Source organism: Phytobacter diazotrophicus (genome assembly GCF_052061655.1).
GTDB classification, from domain to species: domain Bacteria; phylum Pseudomonadota; class Gammaproteobacteria; order Enterobacterales; family Enterobacteriaceae; genus Phytobacter; species Phytobacter diazotrophicus.
Genome location: NZ_CM125428.1, coordinates 5499287 through 5519232 on the forward strand (window position 1 = coordinate 5499287; position 19946 = coordinate 5519232).

The 19946-nt window shown below is 55.0% G+C and carries 15 protein-coding genes; 10 read left to right on the forward strand and 5 right to left on the reverse strand.

Going from position 1 to position 19946, the window contains the following annotated elements; genetic code table 11:
- Nucleotides 1-160 precede the first annotated feature (160 nt).
- The 3 genes from argE (at nucleotide 161) to ACS0RQ_RS26610 (ending at nucleotide 5192) form a co-directional block, all read left to right on the forward strand.
- Entirely contained in the window at nucleotides 161-1312 is a 1152-nt protein-coding gene (gene argE / locus ACS0RQ_RS26600; protein WP_271850445.1) for an acetylornithine deacetylase, read from the forward strand.
- A gap of 272 nt (nucleotides 1313-1584) precedes the next feature.
- On the forward strand, nucleotides 1585-4236 hold the full coding sequence (gene ppc / locus ACS0RQ_RS26605; protein WP_039077276.1) for a phosphoenolpyruvate carboxylase: 2652 nt from the start codon (nucleotides 1585-1587) through the stop codon (nucleotides 4234-4236).
- A 95-nt stretch (nucleotides 4237-4331) separates the two neighbouring features.
- The gene (locus ACS0RQ_RS26610) at nucleotides 4332-5192 is read left to right on the forward strand and encodes a helix-turn-helix transcriptional regulator (RefSeq protein ID WP_271850446.1); all 861 of its coding nucleotides are present in this window, start codon (nucleotides 4332-4334) and stop codon (nucleotides 5190-5192) included.
- Here ACS0RQ_RS26610 and ACS0RQ_RS26615 read toward each other — a convergent pair.
- From ACS0RQ_RS26615 to ACS0RQ_RS26635, 5 genes are all read right to left on the reverse strand, one after another.
- Entirely contained in the window at nucleotides 5179-5535 is a 357-nt protein-coding gene (locus ACS0RQ_RS26615) for a PTS fructose-like transporter subunit IIB (RefSeq protein WP_193794813.1), read from the reverse strand. The genes ACS0RQ_RS26610 and ACS0RQ_RS26615 overlap by 14 nt on opposite strands.
- Nucleotide 5536: 1 nt before the next feature.
- Nucleotides 5537-6415, reverse strand: a complete 879-nt coding sequence (locus ACS0RQ_RS26620) for a [formate-C-acetyltransferase]-activating enzyme (RefSeq protein ID WP_271850447.1) — start codon at nucleotides 6413-6415, stop codon at nucleotides 5537-5539.
- Entirely contained in the window at nucleotides 6381-8678 is a 2298-nt protein-coding gene (locus tag ACS0RQ_RS26625; protein WP_271850448.1) for a formate C-acetyltransferase, read from the reverse strand. The genes ACS0RQ_RS26620 and ACS0RQ_RS26625 overlap by 35 nt, the downstream gene beginning before the upstream one ends.
- Nucleotides 8679-8741: 63 nt before the next feature.
- Entirely contained in the window at nucleotides 8742-9062 is a 321-nt protein-coding gene (locus ACS0RQ_RS26630; RefSeq protein ID WP_079498482.1) for a PTS fructose-like transporter subunit IIB, read from the reverse strand.
- A gap of 14 nt (nucleotides 9063-9076) precedes the next feature.
- A complete protein-coding gene (locus ACS0RQ_RS26635; RefSeq protein ID WP_271850449.1) occupies nucleotides 9077-10156 on the reverse strand; it encodes a PTS fructose transporter subunit EIIC in 1080 nt (359 codons plus the stop codon).
- A 307-nt stretch (nucleotides 10157-10463) separates the two neighbouring features.
- Between ACS0RQ_RS26635 and ptsP the strand changes: the two genes are divergently transcribed.
- The 7 genes from ptsP (at nucleotide 10464) to nagB (ending at nucleotide 19945) form a co-directional block, all read left to right on the forward strand.
- A complete protein-coding gene (ptsP, locus tag ACS0RQ_RS26640; protein ID WP_271850450.1) occupies nucleotides 10464-12965 on the forward strand; it encodes a phosphoenolpyruvate--protein phosphotransferase in 2502 nt (833 codons plus the stop codon).
- 11 nt (nucleotides 12966-12976) lie between these two features.
- Nucleotides 12977-13639 (forward strand): fructose-6-phosphate aldolase, encoded by a 663-nt coding sequence (gene fsa, locus ACS0RQ_RS26645; protein ID WP_271850451.1) that lies wholly within the window; start codon nucleotides 12977-12979, stop codon nucleotides 13637-13639.
- A gap of 51 nt (nucleotides 13640-13690) precedes the next feature.
- Nucleotides 13691-14794 carry a bifunctional L-1,2-propanediol dehydrogenase/glycerol dehydrogenase gene (gldA, locus tag ACS0RQ_RS26650; RefSeq protein ID WP_079498478.1) on the forward strand — a complete coding sequence of 368 codons (1104 nt, stop codon included), beginning with the start codon at nucleotides 13691-13693 and terminating at the stop codon, nucleotides 14792-14794.
- 136 nt (nucleotides 14795-14930) lie between these two features.
- The gene (locus ACS0RQ_RS26655; RefSeq protein WP_271850452.1) at nucleotides 14931-15680 is read left to right on the forward strand and encodes a DeoR/GlpR family DNA-binding transcription regulator; all 750 of its coding nucleotides are present in this window, start codon (nucleotides 14931-14933) and stop codon (nucleotides 15678-15680) included.
- A 160-nt stretch (nucleotides 15681-15840) separates the two neighbouring features.
- Nucleotides 15841-18264, forward strand: a complete 2424-nt coding sequence (locus tag ACS0RQ_RS26660) for a glycyl radical protein (RefSeq protein ID WP_271850453.1) — start codon at nucleotides 15841-15843, stop codon at nucleotides 18262-18264.
- A gap of 13 nt (nucleotides 18265-18277) precedes the next feature.
- Nucleotides 18278-19192, forward strand: coding sequence for a glycyl-radical enzyme activating protein (locus ACS0RQ_RS26665; RefSeq protein WP_271850454.1), 915 nt, complete (start codon nucleotides 18278-18280; stop codon nucleotides 19190-19192).
- Between the two features lie 9 nt (nucleotides 19193-19201).
- On the forward strand, nucleotides 19202-19945 hold the full coding sequence (gene nagB, locus ACS0RQ_RS26670) for a glucosamine-6-phosphate deaminase (RefSeq protein WP_271850455.1): 744 nt from the start codon (nucleotides 19202-19204) through the stop codon (nucleotides 19943-19945).
- Nucleotide 19946 lies beyond the last annotated feature (1 nt).

The window sequence follows — 19946 nt, forward strand, 5'->3', positions numbered from 1 at the left end:
CCTTCTTAGTACGTCATGTTTGCCAGGGAGTGATTCGGCATCAATCCCACGTCGCGCTGTAAAGGCGCCGAATGGGTTCCTTTACGCTCAGCATTAATGTATTTTTATTCACTATTAATGCATGAATATTGATACTATCACGAACTCAGGTATGTCAACAATGAAAATGAATTTGCCACCATTTATCGAGATTTACCGCGCCCTGATTGGCACTCCGTCTATCAGCGCAACGGAAGAAGCCCTTGATCAAAGCAATGCTTCTTTAATCAATCTGCTTGCTGGATGGTTTGGCGACCTCGGGTTCAAGGTTGAAGTGCAACCCGTCCCCGGCACACGCAACAAGTTTAATCTATTAGCCAGCATCGGTGAGGGTGCTGGCGGCCTTCTGTTGACCGGCCATACCGATACCGTTCCCTTTGATGATGGTCGCTGGACGCGCGATCCTTTCACCCTGACCGAGCATGATAATAAGCTCTACGGCCTGGGCACTGCCGACATGAAAGGCTTCTTCGCCTTCATTCTTGATGCGCTGCGTGATGTTGATGTGACGAAACTGAAAAAGCCGCTCTACATTCTGGCGACTGCCGATGAAGAGACCAGCATGGCAGGCGCGCGTTACTTTGCCGAAAATACACAGTTGCGACCGGATTGCGCCATCATCGGCGAGCCGACCTCACTGCAACCGGTCCGCGCGCATAAAGGCCATATCTCTAGCGCCATTCGCATACTGGGGCAATCGGGCCACTCAAGCGATCCCGCACGCGGGGTGAACGCCATTGAACTGATGCATGACGCCATCGGCCATATTCTGCAACTGCGCGACAATCTGAAAGAGCGTTTCCACTACGATGCGTTCACCGTGCCCTATCCGACACTGAACCTCGGCAGCATCCACGGCGGTGACTCCTCCAACCGTATTTGCGCCTGCTGTGAATTGCATATGGACATCCGCCCGCTTCCGGGTATGACTCTCGACGATCTGAACGGCCTGCTCAATGACGCGCTCGAACCAGTAAGCAGCCGCTGGCCAGGTCGCCTGACGGTTTCTGAACTTCATCCGCCGATCCCGGGTTATGAATGCCCGCAGGACCATCAACTGGTCGACGTGGTCGAAAAACTGTTGGGTGTAGAAACAGAAGTGGTGAACTACTGCACCGAAGCGCCGTTTATCCAGACGCTGTGCCCGACGTTGGTGTTGGGGCCAGGATCAATCAATCAGGCTCATCAGCCCGATGAATATCTTGAGACCCGCTTTATTAAACCCACCCGTGAGTTAATCACACAGGTGGTTCATCACTTCTGCTGGCATTGATATGTCACCACCTCACTCCGATTAACCACATTCGGAGTGAGGATAAAATAGAGTGACGTTGTTCACAATTCCATAAGCAACGCTTATTAGCTGGCAAGCGAATTAAATTTCGTAAATTCACGCCATTTATTCGTTTGCTGAACCGATTTCGCCGCAATTGACGTCGTGGGTTTTACGTGGCTTTATAAAAGGCGGTGTCTGATATCTATCCGTTTCACGTTGCAGGACGGTGGATATAACAAAATAAAATGAGATGGGGTGTCTGGGTTAACATGAACGAACAATATTCCGCTTTGCGTAGTAATGTCAGTATGCTCGGCAAGCTGCTGGGGGATACCATCAAGGATGCGTTGGGAGAGAACATTCTTGATAAGGTCGAAACAATCCGTAAGCTGTCCAAATCTTCACGTGCTGGTAATGAAGCGAGTCGTCAGGAGCTGCTCAATACGCTGCAAAACCTGTCCAATGATGAACTGTTGCCGGTTGCCCGCGCATTCAGCCAGTTTCTGAACCTTGCCAACACCGCTGAGCAATACCACAGCATTTCGCCAAAAGGCGAAGCTGCAAGCAACCCGGAAGTGATTGCTCGTACTCTGCGTAAACTGAAAGACCAACCCGATCTCAACGAAGCGACCATCAAGCAAGCCGTCGAATCGCTGTCGCTGGAGCTGGTGCTGACCGCCCACCCGACAGAGATCACCCGCCGTACGCTGATCCATAAAATGGTGGAAGTGAACAACTGCTTAAAGCAGTTGGATAATACCGATATCGCCGATTATGAGCGCCATCAACTGATGCGCCGTCTGCGCCAGCTTATTGCGCAGTCCTGGCATACCGATGAAATCCGTAAACACCGTCCCAGCCCGGTCGACGAAGCCAAATGGGGCTTTGCGGTGGTGGAAAACAGCCTGTGGGAAGGTGTGCCTAACTATCTTCGCGAGCTCAACGAACAGCTTGAAGAGAACCTGAATTACAAGTTACCGGTCGATTTCGTACCGGTACGCTTTACCTCCTGGATGGGCGGCGACCGCGACGGCAACCCGAACGTCACCGCAGACATTACCCGTCACGTCCTGTTGCTGAGCCGCTGGAAGGCGACCGACCTGTTCCTGAAAGATATTCAGTTGCTGATCTCTGAGCTCTCGATGGTCGAATGTACCGACGAGCTTCGCGAGCTGGCCGGTGCTGAAGGCGCGCAGGAACCGTATCGTTACCTGATGAAAAAACTGCGCGGCCAGTTGATGGCAACGCAGGCCTGGCTGGAAGCCCGCCTGAAAGGCCAACGACTGCCGAAACCAGAAGGTCTGCTGAGCCAGAACGAACAGCTATGGGAACCGCTATATGCCTGTTACAAATCGCTGCAGGCATGCGGCATGGGCATCATCGCTAATGGCGAACTTCTCGATACCCTGCGCCGCGTGAAATGTTTTGGCGTGCCGCTGGTGCGTATTGATGTACGTCAGGAGAGCACCCGCCACACCGAAGCGCTGGGCGAGCTGACCCGTTACCTGGGTATCGGCGATTATGAAAGCTGGTCCGAAGCCGATAAGCAGGCTTTCCTGATCCGCGAACTGAACTCCAAGCGTCCTCTGCTACCGCGTAACTGGGAGCCGAGCAATGAAACCCTCGAGGTTCTCCGGACCTGCAAAGCGATCGTTGATGCCCCGAAAGGATCGGTAGCCGCCTACGTGATCTCCATGGCGAAGACCCCATCCGACGTGCTGGGTGTTCACCTGCTGCTGAAAGAAGCCGGTATCGACTATGCCCTACCGGTTGCACCGCTGTTTGAAACCCTCGACGACCTGAACAATGCCAACGACGTGATGACCCAATTGCTGAACATTGACTGGTATCGCGGCTTTATTCAGGGCAAACAGATGGTCATGATTGGCTATTCCGACTCCGCAAAAGACGCGGGCGTGATGGCCGCATCCTGGGCGCAATATCAGGCACAGGACGCGCTTATCAAAACCTGCGAGAAAGCGGGCATTGAACTGACGCTGTTCCACGGCCGTGGCGGCTCGATTGGTCGTGGCGGTGCCCCGGCCCATGCGGCACTGCTTTCACAACCACCGGGAAGCCTGAAAGGTGGCCTGCGTGTGACCGAACAGGGTGAGATGATCCGCTTCAAATACGGTCTGCCGGAAGTGACCATCAGCAGCCTGTCGCTGTACACCAGCGCCATTCTGGAAGCCAACCTGCTGCCTCCGCCGGAGCCGAAAGAGTCCTGGTGTCACATCATGGACGAGCTGTCAGATATCTCCTGCGATCTGTATCGTGGCTACGTGCGTGAAAACAAAGACTTCGTGCCGTACTTCCGCTCTGCGACGCCAGAGCAGGAACTGGGCAAACTGCCTCTCGGTTCACGCCCGGCCAAGCGCCGTCCGACCGGCGGCGTAGAATCTCTGCGCGCCATTCCGTGGATTTTCGCCTGGACGCAAAACCGCCTGATGTTACCAGCCTGGCTGGGTGCGGGCGCGGCACTGCAAAAAGTGGTAGAAGACGGCAAACAGAGCGAGCTGGAAGCCATGTGTCGCGACTGGCCATTCTTCTCAACCCGTCTTGGTATGCTGGAGATGGTTTTCTCCAAAGCGGATCTGTGGCTGGCGGAATACTACGACCAGCGTCTGGTGAAACCAGAACTGTGGGCACTGGGCAGCGAGCTGCGTAAACTGCTCGAAGCCGATATCAACGTGGTTCTGGCGATCGCCAACGACTCCCATTTGATGGCCGACCTGCCGTGGATTGCTGAGTCTATTCAGCTTCGTAATATTTACACCGACCCGCTGAACGTGCTGCAGGCTGAGTTGCTGCACCGTTCCCGTAAAGCGGAAGAGGAAGGTAAAGAGCCGGATCGCCGCGTAGAGCAGGCGCTGATGGTCACCATCGCAGGCGTAGCGGCAGGTATGCGTAATACCGGCTAACCCTCACAGACAGGCGTAAAAGGTCACACATTGTGTGGCCTTTTTTTATGCCGCCAGTTAAGGTTGAGCGGTTCGCGCGCACGGAAAAGGAAACCATGAATTACGACGTCAGCCATCTGCTTACCCGCCTGATTAGCGGCCAGACACCTCTGCGGTACATCTGTTTTGCCACCGCCACTGGTCCTGCACCCGCCTCAGCGTTACAGGTGGATTTCCCGCGTCTGGAAATTGTGCTGGAAGGAACGCTGACAGATATGGGCATCAATGGAGAGACGTCATTGATGAGCGAACAGGATGTGCTTTACATCCCCGCTGGCGGCTGGAACGCCCCGCAATGGCAGAAACCTGTCACTATGCTGAGCGTACTATTCGGTAAGCAACAACTCGGTTTCAGCGTCACTCACTGGGATGGCGCTGAGTTGCATAACCTGGCCAAACAACACGTCGCGCGCCGGGGACCTCGTATTGGTTCATTCCTTCTGCAAACCTTGCACGAGATGCAAATGCAGCCGAAAGAACAGCAAACCGCTCGCCTTATCGTCGCCAGCCTGCTGAGCCACTGCGCCGATTTGCTGGGCAGTCAGATTCAAACGGCCTCGCGTAGCCAGGCACTTTTCGAAGCCATTCGCGACTATATCGACGAAAATTACGCCATGCCGTTAACCCGTGAGTCGGTGGCGCAGGCGTTTTATATCTCGCCGAATTACCTCTCGCACCTGTTTCAGAAAACGGGTGCCATCGGCTTTAACGAATACCTGAACCATACGCGGCTGGAACACGCCAAAACGCTATTGAAGGGTTACGATCTGAAGGTCAAAGAGGTGGCTCACACCTGTGGGTTTGTCGACAGCAACTACTTCTGCCGCCTGTTTCGCAAAAATACAGAGCGTTCTCCGTCAGAGTATCGTCGGCAGTATCACAGCCAGTTGACGGAAAAGAAGACTACTCCAGAATAAGATGGGTATGCTGCGGCGCTGAAAGAAGTTTACGCACCGCGCTCATCACCCGCTGAGGTTCCCGCAAAAAAGCGCTAATGCCCGACTGGACGTAGCGGCTTTGGGTAAATCGTTCCACGCCCGCCAGTTCAATATCGGTTATCAGCAATACCGCATCGGCGCGGCTGATATCCTCTTCCGTCAGGCGATTTTCAGTTCCCAGCGCCCCCTGGGTTTCAATCTTAATGCTCCACTTCTCCTGCTGGCAGAGCTTTTCCAGCCGTTCGGCAGCCATATAGGTATGCGCCACGCCGCTCACGCAAGCGGTCACTGCCACCAGATGTCGTACAGGTGCGACTGCCATGTTAACCCCCTGTGGTTACCTGAAATCCGGCACGTTCTGCTATTTCACGCAATGCCGCCACCTCTTGCGCCGACGGGGCAGGGACATCCTTCATCGACCACGGCTGCCCCAGCAGACGATATTTCGGTTCGCCGTACTGATGAAACGGTAGCAGGTGTACCTGCTTTATGCCTAATGATGTCAACAACATCAGCGCGCGCTGTAAGTTCTCTGCGCTGAGCGTAAAGCCCGGAATCAACGGCAGCCGAGGAATCACAGAGATCCCCTCACTAACTAATAGCCGTAAATTCTCCAGCACGCGCGGCAGATTCAAATTGAGCACCTCGCGCGCCTGAACGGCATCCATTATTTTGAGATCGAACAATACCTCATCGCACGCCTTTGCCAGCGGCAACAGGCGGCTGGCCGGGGCATCACCTGCGGTTTCAATGGCGCACTGAATCCCCAGCCGCCTCATGCGCTGTAAAAAACGGGTGGCGAAAGGCGCCTGCATCAGCACTTCACCGCCGGAGAGCGTCACCCCGCCGCCGGAGGTACGAAAGAAGATATCATCCTTCAGCACTTCGCGTTCCAACTCATCCAGCGTGATATCGCGGCCAATACGCTCAAACGCGCCAGAAGGACATTCGTCAGCATCGCGCAGACACGGCGCACAGTGCAGACATTTACTCTCCCGCCGCACCGTTTCAATACGTGGGGAGATAGCTTCAGGATTGGCGCACCACGGGCAGGTATGCGGGCAGCCTTTAAAAAAGACCACCGTGCGAATTCCCTGTCCGTCATTCAGTGAATAGCGCTGAATGTTGAAGATGCGCGCGACCTCATCGCCACGCGACTCCATCACCTCACAACTGATGCGCGGTGCGGCGAATGATGTCATCCTGAATCTCCTTCGACAGCTCGACAAAGAAGGCGCTGTAGCCCGCTACGCGCACCACCAGTCCGGCGAAATCCTGCGGACGCTGCTGCGCTTCGCGCAACGTTTCGGCATTCACCACGTTAAACTGGATGTGTTGCAGCTTGAGTTGGGTAAACGCGCGCAGGAAATCCGCCAGCTTGCGTAGGCCCGCCTCCCCTTCAAGGGTCGCAGGGGTAAACTTCACGTTCAGCAAGGTGCCGTTCGACAGCAGCGTATTATCCAGTTTACTTACCGATTTCAGTACCGCCGTCGGCCCCTGCATATCCTGGCCCAGCATCGGCGACAGACCGCCGTCCGCCAGTTGTTCCCCGGCGAAACGACCGTCCGGCGTCGCTCCCACCACCGACCCCAGCGGCACGTGCGCGGAGACGGTATAGGAACCCGGCGTAAATTGCCCGCCGCGCGGGTTCTGGTATTTCTCCACCTCTTTGCAGTAATGACGCAGCAATTCAGCGCTGATGTTATCCACATCATCAATATCGTTGCCGTATTTTTCGAAGCGGTTGATCAGCCTGGCGCGAATTTTCTCGCCTTCCGGGGTGGCGAAGTTGCCTTTTAATACCGACAGCAGTTCGTCAAAACTTAAGCGCTGCTGCTCAAACACTAACCCATTCAGCGCATGCAGGGAGTCGCTCAGGTTGGCGATGCCAATACCCTGCACGCCGGAGAAGTTATAGCGCGCGCCGCCATCGGTAATATCACGCCCCTTGTCCAGACAGTCGCTGATAAACGAAGAGAGCAGCGGCACCGGTGCCCAGTCGCGATGGCCGATATCGCAAATATTGCTGCCTTCCACCATCAGCGTGATGTAGTGGCTGATTTTGGCGCGAATATGCGCCAGCAGTTCTTCATACGTCAGCACGCTGTTGCCTTCGTTTTCGTAGAGGCTGATTTCCATCACTTTTAACAGGTTGAACATGGCGATATCGTGCAGGCCGTAGGTTCTGCCGGGAATCGACAGCTCCACGCAGCCCACCACAGCGTAATCACGCGCATCTTCCAGCGAAACGCCACGGTTCAGAAACGCGGGCACCACCACTTCATCATTAAAGATCTGCGGGATGCCGGTGCCGAAGCGAATCGTCTCCGCCGTCTTCATCAGGAAGGGGGTATCAATCAGCGCGTTGGTGCGCACGCCAAGGTTCGGCTGCGGCAACTGCACGCTCTGATACGCATCAAGGCAGAGGAACGAAAGCACGTTCACCGCGCTGCGTCCATTCTCCGTCAGCCCGCCTAGCAGCGCGGTATACCCTGTCGGGAATCCGGCGAAATAGCGTGCGCTGCTGGTGGAACGCAGCAGCACGATGTCATTACATTTCACCCACAGCGATTCAAGGATCTCTTTTAAGAATGCCGGGGCTTCGCCCTGAGTCAGCGAGGCCTGGTAAAACGGCAGCATATACTGGTCAAAACGTCCCAGCGAGAGCGAGCTGGCGTTGGATTCATATTGCAAAATGATATTCATGTACCAGAACAACTGGCACGCCTGCCAGAAGGTCTGCGGCCTGTGCTGCATGTTATGACGGGAGTTAGCGGCAATGGTCAGCAGCTCCTGACGGCGCTGCGCATCCGGGCAGCTTTCCGCCATCTTCTCCGCCAGCAGCGCGTAGCGCAGAATGTGCCGCTGCGACGCTTCAAGCAGTAACAGCGCGGCCTGATAAAAATGATTCTCCGGCTGCTGTTGGCAGTGCTGGCGCATCTGCGCCAGCAATTCGCCCAGCCCGTGGTTCAGCAGGCGTGGGTAATCAATAATGATATGCCCCTGCCCTTTATCCGTCTGGTTAACGCTAAAAATCTGGGTGCTGACGGCAGCCTTCACCTCATCGGTCATCTGCCCGTTGATGAAATCTTTCATCGACCGTTTTTCCCAGTACGGGAACAGCACGTCGCGATAGAGGCGTTTATCCTCTTCGCTGATGTCAAAGCGATCCTGCGGACGCGTCGGGAACTGATCCAGCTCTTTAAGCAGCCAGTAAGGATCCATTTCCGGCGACATAATACCCGCACGCGGCTTAACGGTACGGTTCCCGGCAATCAGCTCCTCATCACGAATCGAAATTTCAACATGCTCAAGGATGTACGCGGTCGCTTTAGCCCGACGCAGAATAACCGGCTCTCCCTCCGTCTGCTGGTGGCTGGCGGTGTAGAGCAGCGCGCGCTCAAGCGAAATTTCACGGTTGTTTTGAAACAGAGCGGCTTTGAGGCGTTGAATACGAGTGGTCATGAGGAACTCCTGTGGGTACGATTGCCGGATGGCGGCGTGAACGCCTTATCCGGCAAAATAACATTAAGCGGTTTGCGCCAGATGTGAAGCAATCTTGTTCATGATGGCGTCGGCACGTTTCACCGCATCGCTGATGTTGACGCGGACGATGGTTTTACCCGCAAAACGCTCCTCAAACTTGATGCCGATATCTTTCGTCAGAATCACCATATCGGCGTCCGCCACGTCCGCTGCGGTCAGTTCGTTCTCCAGACCAATCGAACCCTGAGTCTCAACCTTTACTTCCCAGCCTTTGGCTTTGGCTGCGCTTTCCAGCGCTTCGGCTGCCATATAGGTGTGCGCAACGCCAGAAGGACATGCGGTTACTGCAACAATCTTAGTCATGGCTCATTCCTCACTTAATTCATTTCAAAATCTAAATCCAGGTCGTCTTCTTTCTCGTCAACCTGAGACACTTTCTTCCGCGCCAGACTTTTCAGCACGTTCACGCAGATCGCTGTCACCACCGCGCCAACGGCAACGGCCGCAACATAACCCAGCTTGCCTTCCACAACCGGCAGAACAATTAAGCCGCCCCAACCGGCATAACACTGTGCGCCAAACAGCGCAGCCGTTACCGCGCCACAGGCAGAGCCAATCATAATGGAGGGGATCACGCGCAGCGGATCGGAGGCAGCGAAAGGAATCGCCCCTTCGGTCACCCCAACGCAGCCCATCACCAGCGCGGCTTTACCGGCTTCACGCTCTTCTGAAGAGAAATTTTTACGGCCAATCAGCGTCGCCAGCCCTAAACCCAGCGGTGGAACGCAGATACCCACAGCGGCGATTGCCACCACGGTGTAAACCCCTTGCGACACGCAAATCAGCATGAATGCATAGGCGACTTTGTTAACGGGCCCCCCCATATCAAAAGCCAGCATGAGTCCTAAAATAACGGCCAGTACCACAATGCTGCCCTGCTGCATCCCTTGCAGCCATGCGGTCAGGCTGGTGGTCAGCGCGCCGACCGGCTCACCCAGCCCCCACATCATGATGCCTGCGGTAATAAAGGTGCCGATGATAGGAATAACAAAGATGGGCATCACCGAGCGCAGCACCTTATGCACGGGGATCTTTTTCAGATAGTGCACCACAATGCCGCCGATAATCCCGGCGATCAGCGCGCCAAAGAACCCGGCGCCGAAGCTGTTGCCTACCCATGCGCCAATCGCACAAGGCGCCAGCGCAGAGCGCTCGGCAATCGAATAGCCGATATACGCGGCAAGGAAAGGCACCATTAACGTCAGCCCTGCGACGCCAATATCAAAAAGTTTCTTGAGATTAGGATCCGACGCGGCATCGGGTACAGCGCCTTTGCCATACAGCATCACGGAGACCGCCAGTAAAATACCGCCTGCCACCACAAAGGGGATCATATGCGAAACCCCGGTCATCAAGTGCTGACGGGTGTTTTTCAGGATCTGCACCAACTCTTTCATAAGTCGCTCCCGGGCCAGTGAAGGCCCATATCCATAACGTTGATGCGGGAAACAATAGGCAATCCGATAAGGTGCAGACAGTGGATAAAAAGGCCATTTACTGGATTTTTGTAATATCAGTACAAAAATGCGATCCGCCTCATAACTTAGTTAATCTCGGAATTTATATGACATGCATTGACTTGTGAGTTATCTCTCACTTTGAGGGTTACATTACATTTGTCCAGTTTTTGACAGATTTGTCGCGTGGCACCTTCAGTGGTTGGCCTTTTATCCTGTAGCAAGTAATCGTTATGGGAGAGAGGCTATGGCCCTGGTTGTGGAATTTACCTGTGAGCTGCCCAATGGCGTCCATGCACGTCCGGCAAGCCACGTTGAGACGCTTTGCAACACCTTTACCTCACAGATTGAGTGGCATAATCTGCGCACCGACCGGAAGGGTAATGCGAAGAGCGCGCTGGCACTCATTGGCACCGACACGCTGGCGGGCGACAGTTGTCAGTTACTGATTTCTGGGGCCGACGAACAGGCAGCCCATCAACGCCTGAGCCAGTGGCTACGTGATGAATTTCCGCACTGTGATGCGCCGCTGGCAGAGGTTAAAAGCAGTGAACTGGATCCCCTTCCGGCCTCACTAACAAACCTGAATCCGCAGATTTTCCGCGCCCGCAGCGTATGCACCGGCAGCGCCGGGGGCGTTCTGACGCGGCTCTCCTCACTGGATCTCGACGCGCTGGGTTCCCTGCCGCCCGCTAAAGATGCGGAAACAGAACAATCCGCGCTGGATAATGGTCTGACGCTATTAATCAAGAATATTGAGTTCCGCCTGCTCGACAGCGACGGTGCCACCAGCGCTATTCTGGAAGCTCACCGCTCGCTGGCGGGTGACGCTTCACTGCGTCAGCATCTGCTGGCAGGTGTTTCCCGCGGGTTAAGCTGCGCTCAGGCGATTGTCGAAAGCGGCAGCCACTTCTGCGAGGAATTCGCCCGTTCCAGCAGCAGCTATTTACAGGAGCGCGCGCTGGATGTTCGTGATGTCTGCTTCCAGCTCTTACAGCAAATCTATGGCGAGCAGCGCTTCCCGGCGCCGGGAAAACTCACCCAACCCGCGGTCTGTATGGCCGATGAACTCACGCCAAGCCAGTTTCTCGAACTGGACAAAACCTTTCTCAAAGGTCTGCTGTTAAAAAGCGGCGGCACCACCTCGCACACGGTTATTCTCGCCCGTTCATTCAACATTCCAACGCTGGTTGGCGTGGAAATTGAGGCGTTGTCACCATGGCTACAGCAGACGGTTTATATCGACGGCAACGCAGGCGCCATCGTCGTTGCCCCTGATGAACCCGTTGCTCGTTACTATCAGCAGGAGGCCCGCGTACAAGAAGCCCTGCGCGAGCAGCAGCGTATCTGGCTGACTCAGGAAGCGCGCACGGCTGACGGCATTCGCATGGAAGTTGCCGCCAATATCGCCCACTCCGTGGAAGCGCAGGCGGCCTTTGGCAATGGCGCGGAAGCCGTTGGCCTGTTCCGAACCGAAATGCTGTATATGGACCGCGCCTGCGCGCCGGATGAGAACGAGCTGTACAACATTTTTTGCCAGGCGCTGGAGTCCGCTCAGGGACGCAGCATTATTGTGCGCACCATGGATATCGGCGGCGATAAGCCCGTTGATTATCTGAATATTCCTGCCGAAGCCAACCCGTTCCTCGGTTATCGTGCTGTCCGTATTTATGAAGAGTACGCCACGCTGTTTACCACCCAGCTACGTTCGATCCTCCGTGCGTCAGCACACGGCAAGCTGAAAATTATGATTCCAATGATCTCCTCAATGGAAGAGATCCTGTGGGTCAAAGAGAAGCTGGCGGAGGCCAAACAGCAGCTACGTAATGAACACATTCCGTTTGATGAAAAGATCCCGCTCGGCATCATGCTGGAAGTGCCCTCGGTCATGTTCATTATCGATCAATGCTGCGAAGAGATTGATTTCTTTAGTATTGGCAGTAACGACCTGACGCAGTATTTGCTGGCGGTCGATCGCGACAACGCCAAAGTCACGCGTCATTACAACAGCCTGAATCCTGCTTTCCTGCGTGCGCTGGATTACGCGGTGCAGGCGGTACACCGTCAGGGCAAATGGATTGGCCTGTGCGGTGAACTTGGCGCGAAAGGGTCTGTGCTCCCGCTGCTGGTCGGTCTGGGACTGGACGAGATAAGCATGAGCGCGCCGTCAATTCCCGCAGCCAAAGCACGGATGGCGCAACTCGACAGCCGCGCCTGCCGCCAGTTACTGAACCAGGCAATGGCTTGTCGCACCTCGCTGGAGGTAGAGCATCTGCTGGCGCAGTTCCGCATGACCCAGCAAGACGCGCCGCTGGTTACCGCCCAATGCATCACCCTGAACAGCGACTGGCGCAGCAAAGAAGAGGTGATCAAAGGGATGACCGACAACCTGCTGCTGGCAAGCCGTTGTCGCTACCCGCGCAAGCTGGAAGCCGATCTGTGGGCGCGCGAGGCGGTTTTCTCCACTGGATTAGGCTTTAGCTTCGCTATTCCGCACAGCAAATCTGAACATATTGAGCAGTCCACCATCAGTGTGGCGCGCCTGAAAGCGCCGGTACGCTGGGGCGATGACGATGCGCAATTCATCATCATGCTGACACTCAACAAACACGCCGCTGGCGACCAGCATATGCGTATTTTCTCACGCCTGGCCCGCCGCATTATGCACGAAGAATTCCGCAACGCGCTGGTCAACGCCGCTTCTGCCGACGCTATCGCCAGCCTGCTGCAACACGAACTTGAACTTTAAGAGGACGTATCATGGAACTGTACCTGGACACCGCCAATGTGAAAGAAGTCGAACGTCTGGCGCGCATCTTCCCCATCGCGGGCGTGACCACTAACCCAAGCATTGTTGCTGCGGGTAAAGAATCCATCTGGGATGTGTTACCACGCCTGCAAAAGGCTATCGGGCCGCAAGGCATTCTGTTCGCCCAGACCATGAGCCGCGACGCGCAGGGGATGGTGGAAGAAGCCAGACGCCTCAGCAATACCGTACCCGGCGTTGTTGTCAAAATCCCGGTCACCTCCGAAGGCCTCGCCGCCATTAAGCTTCTGAAAAAAGAAGGCATTCCGACACTCGGCACTGCTGTTTACAGCGCGGCACAAGGGTTGCTTGCCGCCCTGGCTGGCGCGAAATATGTGGCGCCTTACGTCAACCGTGTCGACGCTCAGGGCGGAGACGGTATTCGCACCGTGCAAGAACTGCAAAGCCTGCTGGAACAACATGCCCCGGAAAGCAAAGTGCTGGCAGCCAGCTTCAAAACCCCTCGCCAGGCGCTCGATTGCCTGCTGGCAGGTTGCGAAGCTATCACGCTTCCCCTGGATGTAGCGCAACAAATGCTCGATACCCCTGCGGTAGAGTCAGCAATAGCGAAGTTTGAGCAGGACTGGAATAACGCATTTGGCAATCTCAACCTGTAACCGGGCGTCAGGGTCACGGTACGTGGCCCGCATCGCCAATGGAGGAAATATATGGACCGCATTATTCAATCCCCAGGTAAGTATATTCAGGGTGCAGACGTTATCACCCGTCTCGGTGAGTATCTCAAACCACTGGCAGCAAGCTGGCTGGTGGTGGGAGACAAATTTGTTTTAGGTTTTGCCCAGGAGGCGTTGCAAAAAAGCCTGGCCGATGCCGGACTGGCCTGCGAAGTGGTGCCTTTCGGCGGCGAATGTTCACAAAATGAGATAGACCGTCTGCGTGCTATCGCGGAAAGTGCACATTGCGGCGCCGTGCTCGGTATTGGCGGCGGTAAAACGCTGGATACTGCAAAAGCGCTGGCGCACTTTATGGGCGTACCTGTCGCCATCGCGCCGACTATCGCCTCAACAGATGCACCGTGCAGTGCGCTGTCGGTTATCTATACCGACGCCGGTGAATTTGACCGTTATCTACTGCTGCCCAATAACCCGGACCGCGTCATTGTCGACACCAAAATTGTGGCTGGCGCACCGGCTCGTTTACTGGCAGCGGGTATCGGTGATGCGCTGGCAACGTGGTTTGAGGCTCGCGCCTGTTCGCGCAGCGGTGCCACGACCATGGCAGGTGGTCAGTGCACTCAGGCTGCATTAGCGCTGGCGGAGCTTTGCTACAACACGCTGCTTGAAGAGGGCGAAAAAGCGATGCTGGCCGCAGAACAGCACGTGGTCACCCCGGCGCTGGAGCGTGTTATTGAAGCCAATACCTATCTGAGCGGCGTGGGTTTTGAAAGCGGCGGTCTGGCAGCGGCACACGCGGTGCATAACGGTCTGACGGCCATTCCCGATGCGCACCACTACTACCACGGCGAGAAAGTCGCTTTTGGTACGCTGACACAACTGGTTCTGGAAAACGCGCCAGCGGAAGAAATTGAAACCGTCGCCGCGCTTACTCACGCCGTTGGGTTGCCCATTACGCTGGCACAGCTGGATATTACCGAAGACATTCCTGCAAAAATGCGCATCGTGGCAGAAGCGGCCTGTGCCGAAGGCGAAACCATCCACAACATGCCGGGTGGGGCAACAGCAGATCAGGTGTACGCCGCGCTCCTGGTCGCCGACCAGTACGGTCAGCGCTTCCTTCAAGAGTGGGAATAACCCATTCACACTCCCGGCAGTGTCCGGGAGTGTTTCTTTATGTTCCTTTCTGGCGATATTGTCACTGCAGTTTATGTGCTTTATAGTGCGTTTTTCCTCTTAGCGAACCCGCACCATGCAATCATCAGACAGAAGAATGCGCATCTATGCCATTCTGCAGCAGGACAAAAAGGTCGTGGTCAATGACCTGGCGGAGAAGTTTGGCGTCACCAAAATGACCATTCGCCGCGACCTCTCCTTCTTCGAAAAGCAGGGCATTGTGAAAACCAGCTACGGCGGCGCGTATCTGACAAGCGGTGCCAGCGTGGAACCCAGTTTTCAGCTCAAATCCGTACAGATGGTTGATGATAAGCACCTGATTGGACAAAAAGCGGCTGAACGGGTGGAAGATGGTGACACGATCATTATCGACTGCGGCACCACGGCGCTGGCGTTTGCTCAATGTCTCTTTGATAAAAAAATCATGGTGATCACCAACTCCGTGCCGGTGGTTAACCTGCTCAAGGGCCGCAGCAACATCAAATTGATTGTCGCACCCGGCGAGTATGAAGATGACACCCAGGGAATGGTCTCTTTTAGCACGGCTGAGTTCTTCACTACGCTGCATGCCGACAAAGTGTTTCTGAGCACTCAGGGCATCAACGAACAAGGGGAACTGACGGTCCCCAAAATCACTGATGCCCATGTGAAGCGTGCGCTGGCGCGTGCCGGACGGCAAAAATTCCTGCTGGCCGATAAAAGTAAATTCGGCCAGACCTTCCTTGCCGGTCATGGCCAACTGGACGATTTTGATGTCGTAATCAGCCAAAGCGGCATTTCTGCCGACGTCCTGACCCTTCTTACCCGCCACTGTGCTGAACTCATCCTCGCCGATACCGTCGAATAACCCTCTGCGCCCTTCACGGGCGCTTGTGTTTTTTTGTGCCTTTAAATGTTCTATTTGGATTCTTTTGTGACAAAAAGAACACAATAGATCATTTTATGGTTGACAAAAGCACACCTCAGGCATGAAATGCAATAAAACCATTTCACCAGTGAGGGAATTTATGAACGGATTGCTCAGCTTCAAACCCACCAACAATGATTGCGACTTTGCGCGCATCGCCAAAAAACAGGATCAGATGTTCCATCGCGTGGCGACCCTCTGCCCGGAACGTGCCGAAATCATTACCGACTCCTTCAAACGCTCAGAAGGGAAATCGATCGTTATTCGCCGCGCCCTCGCGCTGGCCGACATTCTGGAAAAAATGACGATCTACATTGAGCCGGACATGCTGATCGTCGGTAACCAGGCCAGTGCAAACTTCGCCGCACCCGTCTTCCCGGAATTTTCCTTCAACTGGGTTATCGACGAGCTGGACGAATTCGACAAACGCTCCGGTGACAGCTTCCAGGTTTCAGAAGAGACCAAAGCGCGCCTGCGCGTGTTGCAAGATTACTGGCAGGGAAAAACTCACCAGGATGAGGTGCTGGCAAACCTGCCGCAAATTAACCGCCTGGCGGAGAAACAGGGCGTTCTGCACCGTGGCGGCATCAGCATGTCTGGTGACGGTCACATCATCCCCAATCATGATTTCGTGCTGGAAGTCGGCTACGGCGGCATGCGCGATATCGCCAGACAGCATCTGGCCGAAGATAAAGACCTGACCGAAGAACAGACCGACTTCTACCAGGCCGTTATCATCACCATGGAAGCGGCGCTGAAATACTGCAAGCGCTTCTCTGTACTGGCAAAAGAAGAAGCCGGGAAAACCACCGACACCAAACGCCGCGAAGAGCTGCTGGCAATGAGTGAGATGTTCGCCCATCTGATGGAAGGCAAAGCGCAGAGCTTCTACGAAGCCGTGGAAGCGGTCTATCTGACCCACCTGCTAATGATGATCGAAAGTAACGGCCACTCCTTTTCCTTCGGCCGTTTTGACCAGTACGTCTGGCCGTACTACGAAGCAGACATTAACGCCGGCAAAATCAGCAAAGAGAAGGCGCTGGAGATCCTGACCCACTTCTTCATCATGACCAACAGCCTGAACAAAGTACGTCCGTGGGGCCACACCCAGTACAGCGGCGGCTACCCGCTCTACTCCAACCTGATGGTGGGGGGCATGAAGCCGGACGGTACTGACGGCACCAACGATCTCTCTTATCTGTCGCTGGAAGCCATGGCGCTGACCGGTCTGCCGGAGCCAAACCTGAGTGTGCGTTTCTCCAAAGACACCCCGCATTCGCTGATGCAGGACGCTGCAAAATTGATCCGTAAAGGCTTTGGCATGCCGTCTATCTTCTGCGACGAAGTGGTGATCCCGGCGATGATGACCCTTGGTCTGACGGAAGAAGTGGCGCGCGAATATGCCTCAATGGGCTGCGTGGAAACCGCCATTCCGGGCCGCTGGGGGCACCGCGCCACCGGCATGACCTATGTGAACTTCGGCAAAATCCTTGAGCTGGTCATGAACAACGGCTGCGATCCGGCGACCGGCGTCCAATTGGTCAAAATAAACGGCAAAGAGGGGCGCGAGATCAATTATGAGTCTTATGACGAAGTCTGGGCAGCATGGAACCAGTTGCTGGAGTTCTACTCCGATCTGGCGGTGGACTGCGATCTGGTATGCGATCGCGCACTGAAATATCACGATGCCGATGCCTTTGCCTCTGCGACCATTAACTGCTCGCTGGAGCGTGGCAAGACCCTGAAAAACGGCGGCGCGGAATATGACTTTGTCAGTTCCTCCAACATCGGACCTTCCGTGGTGGGCGACAGCCTCGCCGCAGTGAAAAAACTGGTCTTTGATGACAAGGTACTCACGCTCAAACAACTGCGCGACGCGATGGACAGTAACTTCGAAGGCATTGAAGGCGCCCGCGTGCGTAAGCTGTGCCGCAACGCACCGAAGTTCGGTAACGATATCGACTATGTCGACCATATTGTCGCCGACGTATTCGAGTCCTACCTGAAACTGCTGCCGAAATACAAAACCGATCGCTACGGTAAAGGACCGAAGGGCTGTGGCTATACCATGTCCACATCCAACATTACCTCTTACGTACCGAACGGTTTTGATGTAGGGGCAACGCCGGATGGTCGTCTGGCAACTCTGCCGCTAAACGAAGGCGCGTCTCCGTGCCTCGGTGCGGATAAAGAAGGCCCGACCGCAGTGATTAACTCCGTGGCGAAACTGCCAAACCAGAAAATCGCTGGCGGTCAGTTGCTGAATATGAAATTCACCCCGAGCGCGCTGGAAGGCGACGAAAACCTGGAGAAATTCACCGCCTTCATGGAGACCAGCCGCGAGAAAAATATCTTCCATAACCAGTTCAATATTATCGATTCAAATATTTTGCGGGCGGCGAAAGCACACCCGGAAGATTATCCGAACCTGATGGTCCGCGTGGCCGGTTATTGTGCGCTGTTCTCAACGCTGATGCCGGAAGCGCAGGATGCGATTATCGCCCGCACAGAACTGGCCTGGTAAGGCGGAGAGCACCATGAAAACAGGTTTGATATCCCGCATTCAGCGCTACTCGACCAAAGATGGTCCGGGGATACGCAGTACCGTATTCATGCAGCAGTGTAATTTGCGCTGCCAGTGGTGTGCGAATCCGGAAACCATCAAGCCTGGCTTTAACGTGTTCTGGTTTAAAGAACGTTGCCGTCAGTGCGGTTCCTGTGTGCAGGCGGCAGCGAATAACGCCATTACCTTTGCCGCACCTGGCGAGGGGGTGAATATTGACCGTAAGCAGTGTAGCAACCTGCTTGAGATGGTCGATATTTGCCCTTACGACGCCTACGAAAAAGTCGGTAAAGAGATGACCTCCCGCGAACTGGCAGATCTGCTGTTACGCGATAAAGCCTTTTACGATGAAAGCCACGGCGGCGTGACCTTCTCCGGTGGTGAACCCGCACTGCAGGCGGAATTTATCACGCAGACCGCACAGCATCTAAAAGCAGAAGGTGTTCATCTTTGTCTCGACACTGCCGGTAACATACGCCGTGACAAGCTGCTGCCCCTGGTGGACACGGTGGATATGGTTTCTTACGACTTTAAAGCGTTCGACCCGGAGATCCACCTTGCCTGTACGGGAGTGGATAACCGGTTGATCCTGGAAAACGCAAAAGCGATCGCCGCCACAGGAAAGCCCATTCTGGCGCGCATGGTGATCGTCCCGACGCGTAACGATCAGCCGGAAGATATCCGCAAGCGGCTTGATTTTATCCACAGCCTCGGCAGCGCCGTACAGCAGGTGGATATTCTGGAGTATCACATTTATGGCATCGGCAAATATGAAAAGCTCGGTATGCCTTACCTTCTTCATGATCTCCCGCCCGTTCAGCGGGACATGATCGCACAGATAAAACAGTACGCCGAAGATATTGGCCTCAAGGCTACCATCGGCGGTTAAGGAAAACAGATGCTGAACTTTACCCTGACGGATAACTACGCTGAAATGAGCACGCTGGCGGCAAAACATGTCGCACAGGCGCTGGAGCGTAAACCCAATTTAGTGATGGCGCTGCCCACCGGCGGCACGCCAATCGGCTTATTACAAGAGATGAGCCGCATGGCTCGCGACAACGAAGCGGATTTTTCGCAGGCGTATTCGTTCAATATTGATGAATACATCCCGCTGACCAAAGACGATCCACAGAGCTATTACTGGTTCCTTGAAAATTACTTTTACCAGCATGCCAACCTGCCTGTTGAAAACCGCTTTGTGCCCGATGTGCTGGCCGCCGATCTGGCGGTTGAATGCGCCCGCTATGAACGCGTGATTCAGGACCACGGCAATTTCGATCTCGCAGTCCTCGGTATCGGCCATGACGGACATATCGGTTTTAACGAACCCCACAGTACACACAGCCCGGTGTGCCACGTTATCGATCTGAATGACGAGACCATCGAAGCCAACGCCCGTTTCTTCGAACGCCGTGAAGATGTGCCACGCCAGGCCATTACCCTTGGCATGGGGACTATCCTCAAAAGCAAAGAGATTGTGCTGATTGCCAACGGCAAGTCAAAAGCGCACGTCATGAAACAGCTCTATGAATGCACGGCGATTGACCCGCTTTTCCCGGCATCTTTTTTGTTATTGCATCCCGATGTCACCATTATCTGTGACCGGGAAGCCGCTTCACTTATTCCTTCTCTGAGGTGAC

What these genes read in the sequence shown, in the direction of transcription:
- fsa (WP_271850451.1), top strand. Translation starts at nt 12,977, where the DNA reads ATGGAACTGTACCTGGACACCGCCAATGTGAAAGAAGTCGAACGTCTG.
- ACS0RQ_RS26635 (WP_271850449.1), bottom strand. Translation starts at nt 10,156, where the DNA reads ATGAAAGAGTTGGTGCAGATCCTGAAAAACACCCGTCAGCACTTGATG.
- ACS0RQ_RS26610 (WP_271850446.1), top strand. Translation starts at nt 4,332, where the DNA reads ATGAATTACGACGTCAGCCATCTGCTTACCCGCCTGATTAGCGGCCAG.
- ACS0RQ_RS26625 (WP_271850448.1), bottom strand. Translation starts at nt 8,678, where the DNA reads ATGACCACTCGTATTCAACGCCTCAAAGCCGCTCTGTTTCAAAACAAC.
- ACS0RQ_RS26660 (WP_271850453.1), top strand. Translation starts at nt 15,841, where the DNA reads ATGAACGGATTGCTCAGCTTCAAACCCACCAACAATGATTGCGACTTT.
- ACS0RQ_RS26665 (WP_271850454.1), top strand. Translation starts at nt 18,278, where the DNA reads ATGAAAACAGGTTTGATATCCCGCATTCAGCGCTACTCGACCAAAGAT.
- gldA (WP_079498478.1), top strand. Translation starts at nt 13,691, where the DNA reads ATGGACCGCATTATTCAATCCCCAGGTAAGTATATTCAGGGTGCAGAC.
- ACS0RQ_RS26620 (WP_271850447.1), bottom strand. Translation starts at nt 6,415, where the DNA reads ATGACATCATTCGCCGCACCGCGCATCAGTTGTGAGGTGATGGAGTCG.
- ppc (WP_039077276.1), top strand. Translation starts at nt 1,585, where the DNA reads ATGAACGAACAATATTCCGCTTTGCGTAGTAATGTCAGTATGCTCGGC.
- ACS0RQ_RS26615 (WP_193794813.1), bottom strand. Translation starts at nt 5,535, where the DNA reads ATGGCAGTCGCACCTGTACGACATCTGGTGGCAGTGACCGCTTGCGTG.
- argE (WP_271850445.1), top strand. Translation starts at nt 161, where the DNA reads ATGAAAATGAATTTGCCACCATTTATCGAGATTTACCGCGCCCTGATT.
- ACS0RQ_RS26655 (WP_271850452.1), top strand. Translation starts at nt 14,931, where the DNA reads ATGCGCATCTATGCCATTCTGCAGCAGGACAAAAAGGTCGTGGTCAAT.
- nagB (WP_271850455.1), top strand. Translation starts at nt 19,202, where the DNA reads ATGCTGAACTTTACCCTGACGGATAACTACGCTGAAATGAGCACGCTG.
- ACS0RQ_RS26630 (WP_079498482.1), bottom strand. Translation starts at nt 9,062, where the DNA reads ATGACTAAGATTGTTGCAGTAACCGCATGTCCTTCTGGCGTTGCGCAC.
- ptsP (WP_271850450.1), top strand. Translation starts at nt 10,464, where the DNA reads ATGGCCCTGGTTGTGGAATTTACCTGTGAGCTGCCCAATGGCGTCCAT.